The following is a 16,915-nucleotide window of genomic DNA, read 5'->3' as shown; positions in this document are numbered from 1 at the left end:
TCTGCGGTGACCGCCAGGGAGGCACCCTCGCTCGCCGCCTTGCGAGTCACGCTGCAAGCCGCGACCCGTCGGCATCGCGCGCCGCCCCTGCCGCCCACGCTGGACGAGGCTCGGGAAGGCGATACGTGGACCGCGCTGGCCTGTGTGATCGAGCGGGCACGTCAGGCCGTGGAGTGCCGCACGCCCCCCGCCCCCGAGGAGGCGGCGCTCTTCACCGACGCCCTGCTCCATCTGATTCGCGCGGCCCTGCGACCTGAACGCGGCGATCCGTCCTTCCAGGCGATGGTGCTGCGCCATCATGAGCCGCGCGTGCGGGAGTACGCATCGCTGTCAGCGCATGCCGATCAGGACCGGCGGCGGGTGGTGTCGCTGGTGAACGCGATGGCGCATCCGGCCAAGCTGGAACGTCGTCCGCCAGGGCCTCTCCGCGCGAAGCTGAGCGCGTTGCGCGAGGCGGCGGCACGCGGCGCCTGGCTGGAAGTGAAGGCGATCATCGGCCCGATCTCGACGACACCAGCCGCCACCAGTGACGACGCCTCGACGCTCGCCGGCTTGACCACGTTGCGCGACGAGCCGTCGTTGGCGAAGCTCATCCGATGGGACGAGCTGGGGAGCGATGCGCTCGTGCTGCGCTATCGCGCGCTGATCCAGCAGCAGGGCCCCACGGCAGGCAGCGAAGCGGCCGCCGATCGGGGCGCCCGGGCCCAATGGCGCGGTGCCACGGTGGAAGCGGCCGTCGCGGAGGCGATGTCCGGGCTGGCGGGGCGCCTCAACGAGGACGCTGCCTCCGCGGCGGAGGCCGAGGTGCCGCCTCGCGGGCGTGACGCAGCGGCACCATGGCCTAGCGCAGCGGCACCATGGCCTAGCGCAGCGGCACCGCGGCCTAGCGCGGCGACACGGTGGTGTAGCGCAGCCTCGCTGCGTGTTCCCGGCACCTTGGTCGGCGACATGCAAGGCGCCAAGGTCGAATGGGACGTGGCCCTGCTGCGGCGAGCCTCGGACACCGCCTGGGATCTGGTGCTTCTCATCGAGGCGAAGGCGTCGGCCGAAGCGGCCTCGACCGACCTGCCCCGCCTCGTGCGCGGCCTGCGACTGTTGCGCGCCGCGGATGCCGCGACGGTCTACCCGTTCCAGACCCACGACGGCGAGCTGCGCCTGACCGGCGCATCGCTCGCGGCACTCGACGTGGAGGCGCCGGACTTCGGCGGGCAGGTGCTCTACTGCTGCGATGGCGACGAGGATCAGCGCCCTCGCCTGCTCAGCGCCGCGAGCCGGATGCAGCTGCTCTCGGCAGCCGCGAGCCTCGATGTCGCGGCACGCCTCGAGCGCGGCGAGACCGTCGAGCCCTCGGCGCTCGAACCGGTGTGGCATCAGCTGCTCTCGGCGCCGCAGTTCGTGGGCGTGCTCCACCAGTACCCCTCCTTGCAGCGCGTGCGCGAGGTGATGCTCCACCCCGACGACCTCGCCTCGGCTGTCGACGCGCTCAGCTAGCCACCCACTCGCCCGCTCTGGCAGTCGCGGTCGCGGTCGTGGTCGCCCTGTCGCCGCCGAAAGCCCCCGCATCAACCCTGAGTTGACGACCTCATTTACAGCTGTAATCATTCAACGATTACAGACGTAAACGAATCATCGCCACCCCACATGAAGCCAGCGCTCCCCCCGATCACCGAGGCCGAAGCCGAGGTCATGGAAGTCCTGTGGCGGTCCTCGCCGCTGTCGGCCGAGGACATCGCCGCCGCGCTCGCCGAGCGTCAGGACTGGCAGCTCGCCACGGTGAAGACTCTGTTGAACCGGCTGCTGAAGAAGGACGCCCTGGTCGCTGAGCGCGACGGCCGCCGCTTCCTCTATGCGCCGCGCTTCCCGCGCGCCGAATGGGCCCACAACGAGAGCCTGTCCCTGCTCGACCGCCTCTTCGGCGGCAGCCTCGCGCCGCTGGTGTCGCACTTCTCCTCGCAGCGCAAGCTCAAGGCCAGCGACGTCAAGGCGCTCAAGCAGCTGATCGAGGACTACGAGACCCGCGGCGGCAAGGGAGATCGTCGCAATGACTGAGCTCCTGCTCCACACGCCGCTGCAGGACCTGCTCCACGCCCTGCTGCGGCAGACGGTGCTGCTGTCGCTGGTCGCCGTCGTGCTGCTCGTGCTGCGGCGGCCGATCGCGCGCGGCTTCGGGCCAGGTCTTGCCTATGCGAGCTGGGCGGCCCTGCCTCTGCTGCTGGTCGTCTCGCTGATGCCGACGAACCGCCCCGTCGCGCAGATCGCCACCGCGATCGTCCAGCAGATCGCTCCCGCGTTCACGCTGGCGCAGACGCCGGCACTCCCGGTGCCCCGGCTCCCGGCCGGATCGGTCGCGGCACTGGTCCTGACACTCTGGGCGCTCGGCGCGCTCGCCATCGGCGCCCGCATGGTCTGGCTGCAACGGCGCTTCGGCGCCTCGCTCGCGCGCGCCGATGGCGGCACGCATTGGGTCGGCGCGCAAGGGCCGGCGCTGGTGGGCCTGTGGCCCGCGCGCCTGGTGCTGCCGCCCGACTTCGAGCAGCGCTTCGACGCGCGACAGAGGCCGCTGGTCCTCGCCCACGAGGAGGTCCACCGCCGCCGCCTCGACAACCATTGGAGCGCGCTCGCCGCCGCGCTCTGCGCGCTGCACTGGTTCAACCCGCTGGCCTGGCTGGCGTTGCGCGCGATGCGGGCCGATCAGGAACTGTCCTGCGATCACGCCGTGATGCGCGCCCACCCCGGCCAGGAAGCCGACTACAGCCGCGCGCTGATGCGCGCCCAGGAATCCCCGTCCCCGCTCCAGCCGTGGTCCGGCTGGCGCTCCTCCCACCCATTGATCGAAAGAGTTGCCATGCTGGCTGTCCGCCCCCGCTCCCGTTCGCGCCGACTGATGGGCGCCCTCTCCCTCTGCGCCTTGGCGCTCGGTGCTGCCGGCGCGGTGCACGCGGTCAACGCGGCGGCGCCAGACGATGCCAAGGGCGAACTGATCGGCCTGGAGATGTCGATGCAGTTCAATCACCGCGTCGAAGGCGTGATTCGCGACCAGCGCATGATTCCGAAGCTCCGTGTCGCGATGCACGACGGCCGCGACGGGATGGTCTTCATGAGCGGAGGTCAGAAGCCGCAGGCCGGTGCAGGGGCAGCCTCGGCCCCGTCGTCGCCGCCTCCGCGTCCCTCCAACAACCCCGCGGACGATGCCCCGGACCAGGTCCGCATCGAATTCACCCCGACACGCGTCGACCCGACCCACGTGCGGATCGCCTACCGCGTCACCGAAGGCGGCAAGCCGCGGCTCAACAGTGCGGTGCTGGTCGAAGACGGGAAGGAGGCCGGCCTGAGCACGACGGCGGACGACGGAACCACCGAGGTGGTCTTGCGTGTACGCACGCTGCCCGCCGCCGAGTCCTCCGCGATCCTGGCGGAGATCATGGCGCGCAAGCCGGCAGCGAGCGACACCCGCCGAGTTCAATAACCCAGCGCCAATCCCGTGTTCCGGCGCGGATCGTTCGCGCCGTAGAAGCGGTTGTTGCCCACCGGCGTCCCGTTCAGCGACGGGGCGCCGATGATGATGGCGGCCAGGTGATTGGCCTCCTGCGGCTTGCCGAACCGGTGGCCCATCGCCTCCAGCATCCGGCGCGTGTCCGGCGACAGCGCGTGGCGCTCGACATTGGTCGCCTCCGGCTGCCATTGCTGATGGAAGCGCGGCGCGTCCACCGCTTCCTGCACGTTCATGTCGTAGTCGATCGCGTTGATCATGGTCAGCAGCACCGCCGTGATGATGCGGCTGCCGCCGGGCGTGCCCACCACCATCACCGGCTTGCCGTCCTTGGTCACGATGGTCGGGCTCATCGACGACAGCGGCCGCTTCCCGGGCGCGATCGCGTTGGCCTCGCCCTGCACCAGGCCGTACATGTTGGGCACGCCGACCTTGGACGTGAAGTCGTCCATCTCGTTGTTCAGCAGCACACCGGTCCTGGCCGCCGTGACCTTGGCACCGAACCAGTCGTTCAGCGTGTAGGTCACCGACACCGCGTTGCCCCACTTGTCCGCGATCGAGTAGTGCGTCGTGTTGCTGCCCTCATGCGGCGCGACGCCGGGCTTGAGCTCGGCCGACACGGCCGCCTTCCTCGGATCGATGGCGGCGCGGATCTTCTCCGCGTAGGCCGGGTCGAGCAGGCGCTGGATCGGGTTCTTCACGAAGTCCGGGTCGCCCAGCTGGCTGTTGCGATCCACGTAGGCATGGCGCATCGCCTCGATCTGGTAGTGCACGCCCTGCGCCGAGCCCCAGCCCAGCTCCCGCAGCGGATAGCCCGAGAGGATGTTCAGCATCTCGCAGATGACGACGCCGCCTGAACTGGGAGGGGGCGCGGACACCACGTGATAGCCGCGATAGTCGCATTCGACCGGGGCCAGCTCGCGCGTCTTGTACTGGTCCAGGTCGGCCTGCGTGATGATCCCTTTGCCGGCCTGGCTGGACGCCACGATGGCCTGCGCCACCCAGCCCTTGTAGAAGCCGTCCGTGCCCTTGACGCTGATCTCGCGCAGCGTGCGCGCCAGGTCCTTCTGCACCAGCTTGTCGCCGGCCTCGAAGCGCTTGCCCTTGTTCAGGAAGATCGCGCCGGAGGCCGGGTCGGCCTCGAAGTCCTTGGTGGCGGTGTGGAACATGTCCACGTCGCCCTGCTGCAGCGCGAAGCCGCGATCCGCCAGCGCGATCGCCGGCGCGATCAGCGCGGTGCGCTTCATGGTCCCGTACTTCTCGCGCGCGTACTCGAGGCCCGAGACCGTGCCGGGCACGCCCACCGCCAGGTGGCCGTGGGTGCTCGCGCCCTTGACGACGTTGCCGTCCTTGTCGAGGTACATGTCGGCCTTGGCGGCCAGCGGGGCCTTCTCGCGGAAGTCGAGGAAGGTCTTGCGGCCGTCGGCGAGCTGAATCGTCATGAAGCCGCCGCCGCCCAGGTTGCCGGCCGCCGGATAGACGACCGCCAGCGCGTAGCCGACCGCGACCGCGGCGTCGACCGCGTTGCCGCCGTCCTTCAGGACGTCCACGCCCACGCGCGTGGCCAGGTGCTGCGCGGTGACCACCATGCCGTTGGGCGCCATCACGGGGGCGACGGACGCCGCGAGGACCGACTCCGCGGGCGCGAACGCCAGTGACGCGCCGGCCGCGGCCGCGCAGACGAGCAAACGGAATGCCTTCATGAACCTGTTCTCCTTGCGATGTGAGACCGCCCGATTCGACACCTTGCGGCGCCTCCACGGCAATCCCATCAAGGGGTCAGGTTGTTACTGGAGCGGGTCCTTCAGCGCGTCGGGCACCGGCAGCGCCACGACGTCGATGCCTTCATCGGCCAGTTCTCGCGCCTCGTCGGGCGTGGCGCGGCCGCGGATGCCGCGTTGCTCGGTCTCGCCGTAATGGATGCGGCGGGCCTCGGTGGCGAAGCGGTCGCCGACGTCCTCGGTGTTGGCGATCATCGTGCGCACGGCCTGCAGGACCTGGCGTTGAAGCTCGATCGCCAGCGGCGGCAACTCGCCGTTCGCGTCGACCGGCGCGGTCGCGGGCAGTGGCGCGGGAGACGTCCGCGGCGTGTCGCCGCGCGGCGATTGGGAGGTGGCGCCGGCACGGGACTCACCCGACGGGCCCGCCGGACTCGCCGGGCCGGACTGGCCGGACCGGGCCGCGCCCTGCGTCGCGCGCAGGTTCAGACGCGGCGCGCTCGGCATGCGCCGCACCTGCGCGCTGTTGCACAGCGGGCAGCTCAGCAGGCCGCGCTGCTGCTGGGAATCGAAATCGGACGAGGACCCGAACCAGCCCTCGAAGCTGTGTCCGGCCTCGCAGGCGAGGTTGAGCACCAACATGATCGGTCGATGCTAGCGGGTCGCGGCCTCGTCCGCCGTCATCCACTGCAAAGGCCATGCGCCGGCCCGCCAGCGCTGCAGCCACTGCAGGCAGACCAGGGACTTGGCGTCGCTGAGCTCGCCGTGCAAGGCCATGCGGTCGAGCTCTGCCTCGGACAGCTCGACCAGGTCGAGGAACTCGCCCTCGTCCAGCCGGCGCTCGCCGGCCCGCAGGCCGCGGGCGAAGAAGATCTCGATGCGCTCGTCGGAGTAGGCGATCGCGTTGTGCATCACGCCGGCATAGGCCCACTCGCGCGCGGTGTAGCCGGTCTCCTCGAGCAGCTCCCGCATCGCGCAGCGCAGCGGCGGCTCCTGCGGATCCAGCTTGCCGGCGGGGAACTCGGTCACCACGCGGCCCAGCGGGTAGCGGTACTGGCGCTCCAGCAGCACGCGGCCGTCGTCCAGCAGCGGGACGATCACGGCGGCGCCGGGATGCCGGATGTACTCGCGCGACGCCTCCCGGCCGTCGGGCAGCGCGACGCGGTCGCGCTTCACCTGAAGAAAATTACCCCGCAGGATCCAGTCGGATGCAAGCGGGGTCTCGCGCAGATGCTCGTCGGAGCCGGCTGCCGGCGGGATGCCGATCACGCCGTCGTCGTTCAGGGGGCTGGCGTCAGGCAGTCTCTTCGTCATCGAACTCGCGTACCTTGGATCGGGAGCGGCGCAGGTAGCGCCACACGAAGCCGGGGAAGCCCAGCGTCACGAACAAGGCCAGCGATGCGGCGTAGAACTCCCAGCCCTGCGCCGATCGCTGGCTCAGCCGGGACTCGAGTCCAAAGCCGATGGCCAGCGTGATCAGGGCCAGGAGCACCACCTCCAGCACGCGCCAGCCGGCGGCCTTGGGATCGCGGCGCGGCCCGACCAGCAGGATGCGGGGGCTCAGATACGGGAGGTTGGCCGCGACCAGCGCGACCACCAGCACCGTCCAGATCGACGCGCCTTGATCCATGTTGCCTGCGGCTCCGGAAGAACCGGATCAGTGCGCCAGCGCGCGCGTCACGGCCTGGCTGCACAGGGCCAGCAGGCCACCGGGCAGCAGACCGAAGACCAGCACGGCGATGCCGTTCAGCGACATCACGACGCGGGCGTCGGCCGGCGCGCTCAGCGGGCTGCGATCGGTCGGCTCGTCGAAGAACATGACCTTCACCACGCGCAGGTAGTAGAAGGCGCCGATCAGCGACAGGATCACCGCGACCACGGCCAGACCGATGTACAGCGACTGGCCGGTCGTGACCATGGCCTGCAGCACGGCCAGCTTGCCGTAGAAGCCCACCGTCGGCGGGATGCCGGTCAGCGAGAACATGTAGATGGCCATCACGAACGCATACCAGGGGCTGCGCTTGAACAGGCCGGCCAGGTCGCTGATCTGCTCGGACTCGAAGCCCTGGCGCGCCAGCAGCATCACCAGGCCGAAGCTGCCCAGCGTGGTCAGCACGTAGGTGATCGCGTAGAACATGGCCGAGCTGTAGGCGTTCAGCGCATGGTTGTCCGGCTGACCGTTGACCACGCCCGAGGCCAGGCCCAGCACGACGAAGCCCATCTGCGAGATCGTCGAGTAGGCCAGCATGCGCTTCAGGTTGGTCTGCGCGATCGCGGCCAGGTTGCCCACGACCAGCGAGGCCACGGCCATCACCAGCATCATCTGCTGCCAGTCGTTGGCCAGTCCCAGCATGCCTTCCACCAGCAGACGCAGGGTGATGCCCAGCGCGGCCAGCTTGGGAGCGGCGCCGATCAGCAGCGTCGCGGCGGTCGGAGCGCCCTGGTAGACGTCGGGCACCCACATGTGGAACGGGGCGGCACCGAGCTTGAAGCCCAGGCCGGCGACCACGAAGACGACGCCCAGGATCATGACGGCCTTGTTGGGCACGCCGGTGGAGATCACCTCGAACACGCGCGGGATCGACAGCGAACCCGTGGCGCCGTACATCATCGACAGGCCGTAGAGCAGGAAGCCCGAGGCCAGCGCGCCCAGCACGAAGTACTTCATCGCGGCCTCGGTCGAGACCGTGTGGTCACGACGCAGCGCCGTCAGCGCGTACAGCGACAGGCTCATCAACTCCAGGCCCAGGTAGACCATCAGGAAGTTGTTGGAGGCCACCATCACCGACACGCCCAGCAGCGACAGCAGGCTCAGCGTGAACAGCTCGCCCTTGAGCATGTCGCGGGACTCGGCGTACGGACGCGCGTAAACCAGCGTGACGATCAGGGCGATGCAGCTGACGCCGCTCAGCAGGTGGCTCAGCGGGTCGACGACCAGCATGCCCTGCATCGCGTCGACGGACGCGTTGCCCATCGCGCAGAAGTGCATCGCACCGACGACGACCAGGCTCAACTGCGTGAGCCAGTACGTCGGCGTGCGACGCGGGTCGGTGACGAACAGGTCCACCAGCGCGACCACGCAGGCCAGCACCAGCAACAGGATTTCGGGATAGACCGCGACCCAGTTCATGTCGTTCATTGTGTTGGGTCCTTATTGGAGCTTGGAGACCGCGACGTGCTTGAGCAGCGCGTCGACGGACTGGTGCATCACGTCGGTGAACGGCTTCGGATACACGCCCATGTACAGCGTGGCCGCGGCCAGCACGCCCAGCATCAGGAACTCGCGACCGTTGATGTCGGTCAGGTTGCGGACGTTGTCGTTGGTCACCGGACCGAAGTACACGCGCTTGATCATCCACAGCGTGTAGGCCGCGCCGAAGATCAGCGCCGTGGCCGCCAGCAGGCCGATCCAGAAGTTGTGCGCCACCGAGCCCAGGATCACCATCCACTCGCCCACGAAGCCCGCCGTCGCCGGCAGACCGCAGTTGGCCATGCCGAAGAAGACCGCCAGCGCCGCGAACTTGGGCATGGTGTTCACCACGCCGCCGTAGTCGGCGATCTCACGCGAGTGCACGCGGTCGTACAGCACGCCGATGCACAGGAACATCGCGCCCGACACGAAGCCGTGCGAGATCATCTGCACCAGGCCGCCGGAGATGCCCAGCTCGTTGAAGATGAAGAAGCCCAGGGTCACGAAGCCCATGTGGGCGACCGACGAGTAGGCCACCAGCTTCTTCATGTCGCGCTGGACCATGGCCACCAGGCCGATGTAGATCACCGCGATCAGCGACAGGCCGATGATGAACCAGTCGTAGTGACGGGCCGCGTCAGGGGCGATGGGCAGCGAGAAGCGCAGGAAGCCGTACGCGCCCAGCTTCAGCATGATGGCCGCCAGGACCACCGAGCCGCCCGTCGGGGCTTCCACGTGGGCGTCCGGCAACCACGTGTGCACCGGCCACATCGGCACCTTGACCGCGAAGGCCGCGAAGAAGGCGAAGAACAGCAAGGTCTGCGCCGGCATGGCCAGCGGCAGCTTGTGCCACTCGAGGATCTCGAAGCTGCCCGACTGGCTGTACAGGTACAGCAGCGCGATCAGCATCAGCAGCGAGCCGGCCAGCGTGTACAGGAAGAACTTGAAGGCCGCGTACACGCGACGAGGACCGCCCCACACGCCGATGATGATGTACATCGGGATCAGCGTGGCCTCGAAGAACACGTAGAACAGCATGCCGTCGAGCGCGCAGAACACGCCGATCATCAAGCCGCTCAGGATCAGGAAGGCGCCCAGGTACTGGTGCACGCGCGTCTCGATGACTTCCCACGCCGCGATCACCACGATGATCGAGATGAAGGCCGTCAGCGGGACGAACCACATCGAGATGCCATCCACGCCCAGGTGGTAGTGGATGTTGAAGCGCTCGATCCACGACGCGTTCTCGACGAACTGCATCGCCGCGGTCGAGGTGTCGAAGCCGCCGATCAGCGGCAGCGTGACCAGGAAGGACACGATGGAGCCGACCAGCGCGAACCAGCGCACCGCGCCGGCGTTGTTGTCGCGACCGATCGCGAGCAGCAGACCACCGAGGACGATGGGCAGCCAGATGGACAGACTTAGCAACATTCTTATTCTCCGCCCGCGTCAGAGGCCGAACAGGGCCTTGAATTGGGGCCCCATGTAAGGCCACAGCTGCCAGGTCATCAGACCCACGACACCCAGGATCATCACCAGCGCGTACCAGTACAGGTGGCCGGTCTGGATCAGGCGCACCAGGCCGGCGATGCCGCCCACCGTGCGCGCCGAGCCGTTGATCAGCACGCCGTCGATGACGCCCTGATCGCCGCCCTTCCACAGGCCGGTACCGATCATGCGGGCGCCACGCGCCAGCACGTTCTCGTTGAACCAGTCCATGTAGTACTTGTTCTCCAGGATCGTCACGATCGGACGGAAGGTCCGGGCGATCGCGGCCGGGATGGCCGGGCTGATCATGTAGAACCAGTAGGACACCGCGACACCGGCGATCGCCAGCCACAGCGGCAGCGTCTTCAGGCTGTGGATCGCCATCGCCACCGGACCGTGGAACTCCTCGGCCAGCTCGCTCATCGCGTGGTGGATCGCGTGGTTGATGAAGATCGAATCCTTGAAGAACTCGCCATGCAGCATCGGCTGGATGGTGAAGTAGCCGATGACGACCGACGGGATGGCCAGCAGGATCAGGGGGACCGTCACCACCCACGGGGATTCATGCGGGGTGTGGTCATGGCCGTGGCCATGATCGTCGTGATGGTCGTGCTCGCCCGGGAACGGCTTGTGGTGGAAGTGTTCCTTGCCGTGGAAGACCAGGAAATACATCCGGAAGCTGTAGAAGGCCGTCACGAAGACGCCGGCCACCACCGCGAAGTACGCGAAGCCCGCGCCCGGCAGGTGCGACGCGGCCACCGCCTCGATGATCGAGTCCTTCGAGTAGAAGCCCGAGAAGAACGGGGTGCCGATCAGCGCCAGCGAACCCAGCAGCGAGGTGATCCAGGTGATGGGCATGTACTTGCGCAGGCCGCCCATGTTGCGGATGTCCTGGTCATGGTGCATGCCGATGATCACCGAGCCCGCGCCCAGGAACAGCAGCGCCTTGAAGAACGCGTGCGTCATCAGGTGGAACACGGCGACCGAGTAGGCCGAGGCGCCCAGCGCCACCGTCATGTAGCCCAGCTGCGACAGCGTGGAGTACGCGACCACGCGCTTGATGTCGTTCTGGATGATGCCCAGGAAGCCCATGAACAGCGCGGTGATGGCGCCGATGATCATGACGAAGTTCAGCGCGGTGTCCGACAGCTCGAACAGCGGGCTGAAGCGCGACACCATGAAGATGCCGGCGGTCACCATGGTGGCCGCGTGGATCAGCGCCGAGATCGGGGTCGGGCCTTCCATCGAGTCCGGCAGCCAGACGTGCAGCGGGAACTGCGCCGACTTGCCCATCGCGCCGATGAACAGGCAGATGCAGGCCACGCTCAGCATCATCCAGTTGTCGCCGCCGAAGGGGTTGGCGAAGCCGATCTTGGCCAGCTCGGCGGACTTCGCGAAAGTCTCGGTGTAGTTCAGCGAACCACCGTAGGCGACCAGCAGGCCGATGCCCAGGATGAAGCCGAAGTCGCCGACCCGGTTCACCAGGAAGGCCTTCATGTTGGCGAAGATCGCCGTCGGCTTGGTGTACCAGAAGCCGATCAGCAGGTACGACACCAGGCCCACCGCTTCCCAGCCGAAGAACAGCTGCAGCATGTTGTTGGACATCACCAGCATCAGCATGCTGAAGGTGAACAACGAGATGTAGCTGAAGAAGCGCTGGTAGCCGGGGTCCTCTTCCATGTAGCCGATGGTGTAGATATGCACCATCAGCGACACGAAGGTCACCACGCACATCATCATCGCGGACAGGCCGTCGATCATGAAGCCGACTTCCATCTTCAGGCCGCCCAGCACCATCCATTCGTAGACGGTCTGGTTGAAGCGCGCGCCGTCGAGCACGGCGCTGAGCGTCATGGCCGACAGGATGAACGCGATCAGGACGCCCAGGATGGTCACCGTGTGGGCGCCGCGGCGCCCCACCTGCTTGCCGAACAGGCCCGCCACGATGGCGCCCACCAGCGGCGCCATCGGCACCGCCAGCAGCATGTTCTGAGAGAGTGTTGCAGACATTGTTTTTCTCGCTTCCTGACGCTCGTCAGCCCTTCAGGGTGTCCAGCTCTTCCACGTTGATGCTGCTGCGGTTGCGGAACAGCACGACGAGGATCGCCAGGCCGATCGCCGATTCGGCGGCCGCCACGGTGAGGATGAAGAACACGAAGACCTGCCCCGCCATGTCGCCCAGGTAGTGGGAGAACGCGACGAAGTTGAGGTTGACCGCCAGCAGCATCAGCTCGATGGCCATCAGCAGCACGATCAGGTTCTTGCGGTTCAGGAAGATGCCGATCACCGACAGCGCGAACAGGATCGCGCCCAGCGTCAGGAAGTGCCCCAGCGTGAGGCTCGTAGCGACTGCGCCCATCATGCGGCCCCTTCGTTCTTCTCGACCGGAGCGGCCGTTTGTTCCACCGTCGCGGCGACCTTCACGATCTTCAGGCGCTGGGCCTTGGTGACCTTGACCTGTTGCGACGGGTCCTGGTGACGCGAGTCCTTGCGACCGCGCAGCGTCAGCGCGATGGCGGCGATGATGGCCACCAGCAGCAGCACGGCGGCGATCTGCAGCGGGAACAGGTAGTTCGTGTAGATCTGCACGCCCAGCAGCTTGGCGTTGCCCATCTCGGCCATGCCCGGGATCGCGGGGGCGTCGCTCACGCGGAAGCCGCCCATCAGGATCGCGGCCATCTCCAGCGCGATCAGCGCGCCGACCAGGCCGGCCAGCGGCATGTGCTTCCAGATGCTCTCACGCACCTGGGTGGACTCGAAGTCCAGCATCATGACCACGAACAGGAACAGCACCATGACGGCGCCGATGTAGACCAGCACCAGGGTGATGGCCAGGAATTCCGCCTTCAGCAGCATCCACACGCAGGACGCGTTGAAGAAGGCCAGGATCAGGAACAGGGCCGAGTGCACCGTGCTCTTCGCCGTGATGACACGGAACGAGGAGCCCAGCAGCACGGCCGAGAAAACGTAGAACAGCGCGGTAGTGATATCCATGCGGGTTCCTGCAAGCAGGCCGCCGGTCGCGGCGCCCTCCCCTCGCCTGCGCGAGGGGGTGGACGCCGGTGGACCGGTCAGCGGTACTTGGCGTCGGCCTCCTTGGTGGCTGCGATTTGCGTCTCATAGCGATCACCCACCGCCAGGAGCATGTCCTTGGTGAAGTAGAGGTCGCCACGCTTCTCGCCGTGGTACTCGAAGATGTCGGTCTCGACGATCGAGTCCACCGGGCAGCTTTCCTCGCAGAAGCCGCAGAAGATGCACTTGGTCAGGTCGATGTCGTAGCGGGTCGTGCGGCGCGAGCCGTCGGCGCGCACGTCCGATTCGATCGTGATCGCCATGGCGGGGCAGACGGCCTCGCACAGCTTGCAGGCGATGCAGCGCTCTTCGCCGTTCTCATAGCGTCGCAGCGCATGCAGACCGCGGAAGCGAGGAGACAGCGGGGTCTTCTCTTCCGGGAACTGCACCGTGATGTTCTTCGACAGGAAATGCCGGCCGGTCAGGGCCATGCCCTTGAACAGCTCGGTGAGCATGAAGCTCTTGATTAGGTCCTTGATGGAGCTCACAGCGGACACCTCGGATTACTTCCAGATATTGAACGGGGACTGGATCCACAGACCCACGATCACCAGCCAGATCAGCGTGATCGGGATGAAGATCTTCCAGCCCAGACGCATGATCTGGTCATAGCGGTAGCGCGGGAACGTGGCGCGCACCCACAGGAAGCAGGTCACGACCAGGAAGGTCTTGAAGAACAGCCAGAACCAGTTCCAGAACGCCATCGTGTGCTGGATGAGGGACGGGGTGTCCATGCCCAGCGCGGACCAGGTGATCGGTGCCGACCAGCCGCCCAGGAACATGACCACGGCCAGGGCCGACACGAGGATCATGTTGGCGTACTCGGCCAGGAAGAACATCGCGAACGACATGCCCGAGTACTCGATCATGTGACCGGCCACGATTTCCGATTCGCCTTCGACGACGTCGAACGGGTGGCGGTTCGTCTCGGCCAGGCCGGAGATGAAGTACACGACGAAGATCGGGAGCAGCGGCAGCCAGTTCCAGGACAGGAAGTTCACGCCGTGCGACGCGAAGGTGCCCCGCTCCTGGCTCAGCACGATCTCGCTCATGTTCATCGAGCCGGTGACCATCAGCACGATGACCAGGCAGAAGCCCATGGCGATCTCGTACGAGACCATCTGCGCCGAGGCGCGCAGCGCGCCCAGGAAGGCGTACTTCGAGTTCGACGCCCAGCCGGCGATGATCACGCCGTAGACCTCGAGCGAGGTGATCGCCATCAGGAACAGCAGACCGGCGTTGACGTCCGCGATCGCTGCGCCAGGACCGAACGGGACCACCGCCCAGGCCGCCAGCGCCGGCATGATCGTCATGATCGGGCCGAGGAAGAACAGGCTCTTGTTCGCGGCGGCGGGGACGATGATCTCCTTGAAGATCAGCTTCACCGCGTCGGCGATGGGGGTCAGCAGGCCGAAGGGACCGACACGGTTCGGGCCCGGACGGATCTGCGACCAGCCGATGGCCTTGCGCTCCCAGAGCGTCAGATAGGCGACGCAGCCCAGCAGGGGCAGCATCACGGCGATGATCTTGAGCAGGCTCCAGACCACCGGCCACAGCATGCCCAGCGCCGAGGCGCCGGCGTTGTAGAAGTTATCCATCGTCGTCTCGTCCTCAGGCCTTGGTCACGGCGATCGCGCCGCTCAGAGCGCCCAGCGACGCGGTCTCGACCACGCCGGCGGGAATGCGCACCACGGTCGCGGGCAGCGACGCGTCCAGCACCGCGGCCAGCACGGCCTCGCCGCCATCCTGCGTCACGCGCACCTGCGCGCCCTTCTCGGCCAGGCCGAGCGAGTCCCACAGCGCCTGCGGCAGCGCGGCGGCCGCGGCGTCGCGACCGTCGCGGGTCAGCTGCAGCGAGGTCGAGCGGCGCACCAGCGCGTCGGTCGCGTAGATCGGGACCGAGCTCAGGCGCTCCAGGCCTTGCACCGGAGCGGCGGCGGCGGATTGAGCGCCGATCGCGTTGCCCAGATGCGCGCCCAGATCCAGCGAGGAGCCCAGCGCCGCGGCGCGGACCTGCTCGGAGCTGTCGAACTCGAAGCCCTGCAGGCCCAGCATCGTGCCCAGCACGCGCAGCACCTTCCAGGCCGGACGCGACTCGCCGCGGGCCTTGGCCACGCCGACGAAGCTCTGCAGACGGCCTTCCGCGTTGACGAAGCTGCCCGAGGTTTCCGTGAACGGAGCGATCGGCAGCAGCACGTCGGCGAACTCGACCACCGGGCCGGTCTTGAACGGGCTCATCACCACGACCATCTCGGCCGCGTTGATCGCCTTCTTGGCGGCGGCGGCGTTGGCGCCGTCCAGCACCGGGTCGGTGTTCAGCAGCACCAGGGCCTTGGCCGGCTGGTCGTTCAGCAGCTGAGCTGCGCTGCGACCGCCCTGCCCCGGCTGGGCCTTGACCAGTTGGGCGCCGACGGTGTTCGCGGCGGCCGACAGCACGCCGACGCTGGCGCCGGTCTGCTCGGCGATCCAGGTGGCCAGCGACAGCAGCGTCGCGGCTTGCGGGTGCTGCACGGCGGCGTTGCCCAGCAGCACGGCCTTGCGTTCGCCCGACAGCAGCGCGTCGGCGATGGCCTTGGCAGCGTCGGTGGCCTGGCCTTGCGCCGGGGCGCTCACGCCCTTGGACGCGGCGATCGCGGTGGCGACATTGGCCAGCTCGGCGACCCAGGTCGAGGGCGCCGCGGTGATGCGCGCGGCGACGGGCATCAGCCAGTCGTCGGCGGCACCGCCCAGGGCCACGACTTGCGCGCCACGACGGGCGGCTTGACGCAGGCGTTGCGCGAACAACGGGTGGTCCTTGCGCAGGAACGAGCCCACGACGAAGGCGCGGTCGAGCTGCGACAGCGACGCGATCGGGGTGCCCAGCCAGAAGGCCTTGCCGTCGGCGGTGCGCAGCGCGGGGTCGGTCACACGCAGACGCGTGTCGATGTTCTCGCTGCCCAGGCCGCGGACCAGTTGGGCCAGCAGGTGCAGTTCCTCGACGGTGCTGTGCTCGGAGCCCAGCGCGGCGATCGATGCGGCGCCCTTCTCCGCCTTGACCTGCTTCAGGCCGTTGGCGACGTACTCCAGCGCGGTGGTCCAGTCGACGGACTTCCACTCGCCGCCCTGCTTCAGCATGGGCGTGGTCAGACGCTCGTCGCCGTTCAGCGCTTCATACGAGAAGCGGTCGCGGTCGGCGATCCAGCATTCGTTGACGGCTTCGTTCTCCAGCGGGACGACGCGCAGCACTTCGTTGTTCTTGACCTGGACGATCAGGTTCGCGCCGGTCGAGTCATGCGGGCTGACGCTCTTGCGACGCGACAGCTCCCAGGTGCGGGCGCTGTAGCGGAAGGGCTTGCTGGTCAGCGCGCCGACCGGGCAGATGTCGATCATGTTGCCCGACAGCTCCGAGTCCACGGTGCGGCCGACGAAGGTCTGGATCTCGCTGTGCTCGCCGCGATGCGCCATGCCCAGCTCCATCTGGCCAGCGATCTCCTGGCCGAAGCGGACGCAGCGCGTGCAGTGGATGCAGCGGCTCATCTCTTCCATCGAGATCAGCGGGCCGACGTTCTTGTGGAACACCACGCGCTTCTCTTCCGAGTAGCGCGAGGAGCCGGCGCCGTAACCGACGGCCAGATCCTGCAGCTGGCATTCGCCGCCCTGGTCGCAGATGGGGCAGTCCAGCGGGTGATTGATCAGCAGGAACTCCATCACGCCCTGCTGGGCCTTGATGGCTTTCTCGCTCTTGGTGCGGACGATCATGCCTTGCGTGACCGGGGTCGCGCAGGCGGGCAGCGGCTTGGGCGCCTTCTCCACCTCGACCAGGCACATGCGGCAGTTGGCCGCGATGCTCAGCTTCTTGTGGTAGCAGAAGTGGGGGATGTACGTCCCGGCCTTCTCGGCGGCATGCATCACCATGCTGCCTTCGGGCACTTCGACCTTCTGGCCGTCGAGTTCGATTTCAACCATAGTTCTTCTCAG

Annotated in this window: 15 protein-coding genes; 3 read left to right on the top strand and 12 right to left on the bottom strand. The window is 67.6% G+C overall.

Annotated elements, in window-relative coordinates; all coding sequences use genetic code 11:
* The 3 genes from MCHT01_RS26340 to MCHT01_RS18325 form a co-directional block, all read left to right on the top strand.
* A partial coding sequence (locus MCHT01_RS26340; protein ID WP_218017912.1) for a hypothetical protein occupies nucleotides 1-1,491 on the top strand: 1,491 nt, incomplete at its 5' end.
* A 150-nt stretch (nucleotides 1,492-1,641) separates the two neighbouring features.
* Entirely contained in the window at nucleotides 1,642-2,049 is a 408-nt protein-coding gene (locus MCHT01_RS18330) for a BlaI/MecI/CopY family transcriptional regulator (RefSeq protein ID WP_067067130.1), read from the top strand.
* Entirely contained in the window at nucleotides 2,042-3,466 is a 1,425-nt protein-coding gene (locus tag MCHT01_RS18325; protein ID WP_067067128.1) for a M56 family metallopeptidase, read from the top strand. The genes MCHT01_RS18330 and MCHT01_RS18325 overlap by 8 nt, the downstream gene beginning before the upstream one ends.
* On the opposite strand, the gene ggt is transcribed toward MCHT01_RS18325, so the two are convergent.
* The 12 genes from ggt to nuoG all read right to left on the bottom strand — a co-directional run bounded on the left by ggt (nucleotide 3,460) and on the right by nuoG (nucleotide 16,903).
* Complete coding sequence (gene ggt / locus MCHT01_RS18320) at nucleotides 3,460-5,193, bottom strand: gamma-glutamyltransferase (protein WP_067067126.1); 1,734 nt, start codon at nucleotides 5,191-5,193, stop codon at nucleotides 3,460-3,462. The genes MCHT01_RS18325 and ggt overlap by 7 nt on opposite strands.
* 84 nt (nucleotides 5,194-5,277) lie before the next feature.
* A complete protein-coding gene (locus tag MCHT01_RS18315; RefSeq protein ID WP_067067124.1) occupies nucleotides 5,278-5,850 on the bottom strand; it encodes a DUF1178 family protein in 573 nt (190 codons plus the stop codon).
* A gap of 12 nt (nucleotides 5,851-5,862) precedes the next feature.
* Nucleotides 5,863-6,522, bottom strand: a complete 660-nt coding sequence (locus tag MCHT01_RS18310) for an NUDIX domain-containing protein (RefSeq protein ID WP_084452916.1) — start codon at nucleotides 6,520-6,522, stop codon at nucleotides 5,863-5,865.
* Nucleotides 6,503-6,838 (bottom strand): DUF2818 family protein, encoded by a 336-nt coding sequence (locus tag MCHT01_RS18305; protein WP_067067123.1) that lies wholly within the window; start codon nucleotides 6,836-6,838, stop codon nucleotides 6,503-6,505. The genes MCHT01_RS18310 and MCHT01_RS18305 overlap by 20 nt, the downstream gene beginning before the upstream one ends.
* Before the next feature lie 27 nt (nucleotides 6,839-6,865).
* A complete protein-coding gene (nuoN, locus tag MCHT01_RS18300; protein ID WP_067067121.1) occupies nucleotides 6,866-8,347 on the bottom strand; it encodes an NADH-quinone oxidoreductase subunit NuoN in 1,482 nt (493 codons plus the stop codon).
* 12 nt (nucleotides 8,348-8,359) lie between these two features.
* Nucleotides 8,360-9,829: an NADH-quinone oxidoreductase subunit M gene (locus MCHT01_RS18295; RefSeq protein WP_067067120.1), complete on the bottom strand. Its 1,470-nt coding sequence runs from the start codon at nucleotides 9,827-9,829 to the stop codon at nucleotides 8,360-8,362.
* Nucleotides 9,830-9,847: 18 nt separating this feature from the next.
* Nucleotides 9,848-11,896 (bottom strand): NADH-quinone oxidoreductase subunit L, encoded by a 2,049-nt coding sequence (gene nuoL / locus MCHT01_RS18290; RefSeq protein ID WP_084452914.1) that lies wholly within the window; start codon nucleotides 11,894-11,896, stop codon nucleotides 9,848-9,850.
* Between the two features lie 25 nt (nucleotides 11,897-11,921).
* A complete protein-coding gene (gene nuoK, locus MCHT01_RS18285) occupies nucleotides 11,922-12,245 on the bottom strand; it encodes an NADH-quinone oxidoreductase subunit NuoK (RefSeq protein WP_067067116.1) in 324 nt (107 codons plus the stop codon).
* Nucleotides 12,245-12,880 (bottom strand): NADH-quinone oxidoreductase subunit J, encoded by a 636-nt coding sequence (locus tag MCHT01_RS18280; protein ID WP_067067114.1) that lies wholly within the window; start codon nucleotides 12,878-12,880, stop codon nucleotides 12,245-12,247. The genes nuoK and MCHT01_RS18280 overlap by 1 nt, the downstream gene beginning before the upstream one ends.
* Before the next feature lie 77 nt (nucleotides 12,881-12,957).
* A complete protein-coding gene (nuoI, locus tag MCHT01_RS18275) occupies nucleotides 12,958-13,413 on the bottom strand; it encodes an NADH-quinone oxidoreductase subunit NuoI (protein WP_245643411.1) in 456 nt (151 codons plus the stop codon).
* 48 nt (nucleotides 13,414-13,461) lie between these two features.
* The gene (gene nuoH / locus MCHT01_RS18270; protein ID WP_067067111.1) at nucleotides 13,462-14,556 is read right to left on the bottom strand and encodes an NADH-quinone oxidoreductase subunit NuoH; all 1,095 of its coding nucleotides are present in this window, start codon (nucleotides 14,554-14,556) and stop codon (nucleotides 13,462-13,464) included.
* 13 nt (nucleotides 14,557-14,569) lie between these two features.
* Complete coding sequence (gene nuoG, locus MCHT01_RS18265; protein ID WP_067067109.1) at nucleotides 14,570-16,903, bottom strand: NADH-quinone oxidoreductase subunit NuoG; 2,334 nt, start codon at nucleotides 16,901-16,903, stop codon at nucleotides 14,570-14,572.
* Between the last annotated feature and the right edge of the window lie 12 nt (nucleotides 16,904-16,915).

It is taken from the genome of Mitsuaria chitosanitabida ATCC BAA-476 = NBRC 102408, from assembly GCF_001598255.1.
GTDB classification, from domain to species: domain Bacteria; phylum Pseudomonadota; class Gammaproteobacteria; order Burkholderiales; family Burkholderiaceae_C; genus Roseateles; species Roseateles chitosanitabidus.
Note: the sequence above shows the minus strand (reverse complement) of the source record. Positions and strands in the feature narration are given on the sequence as shown.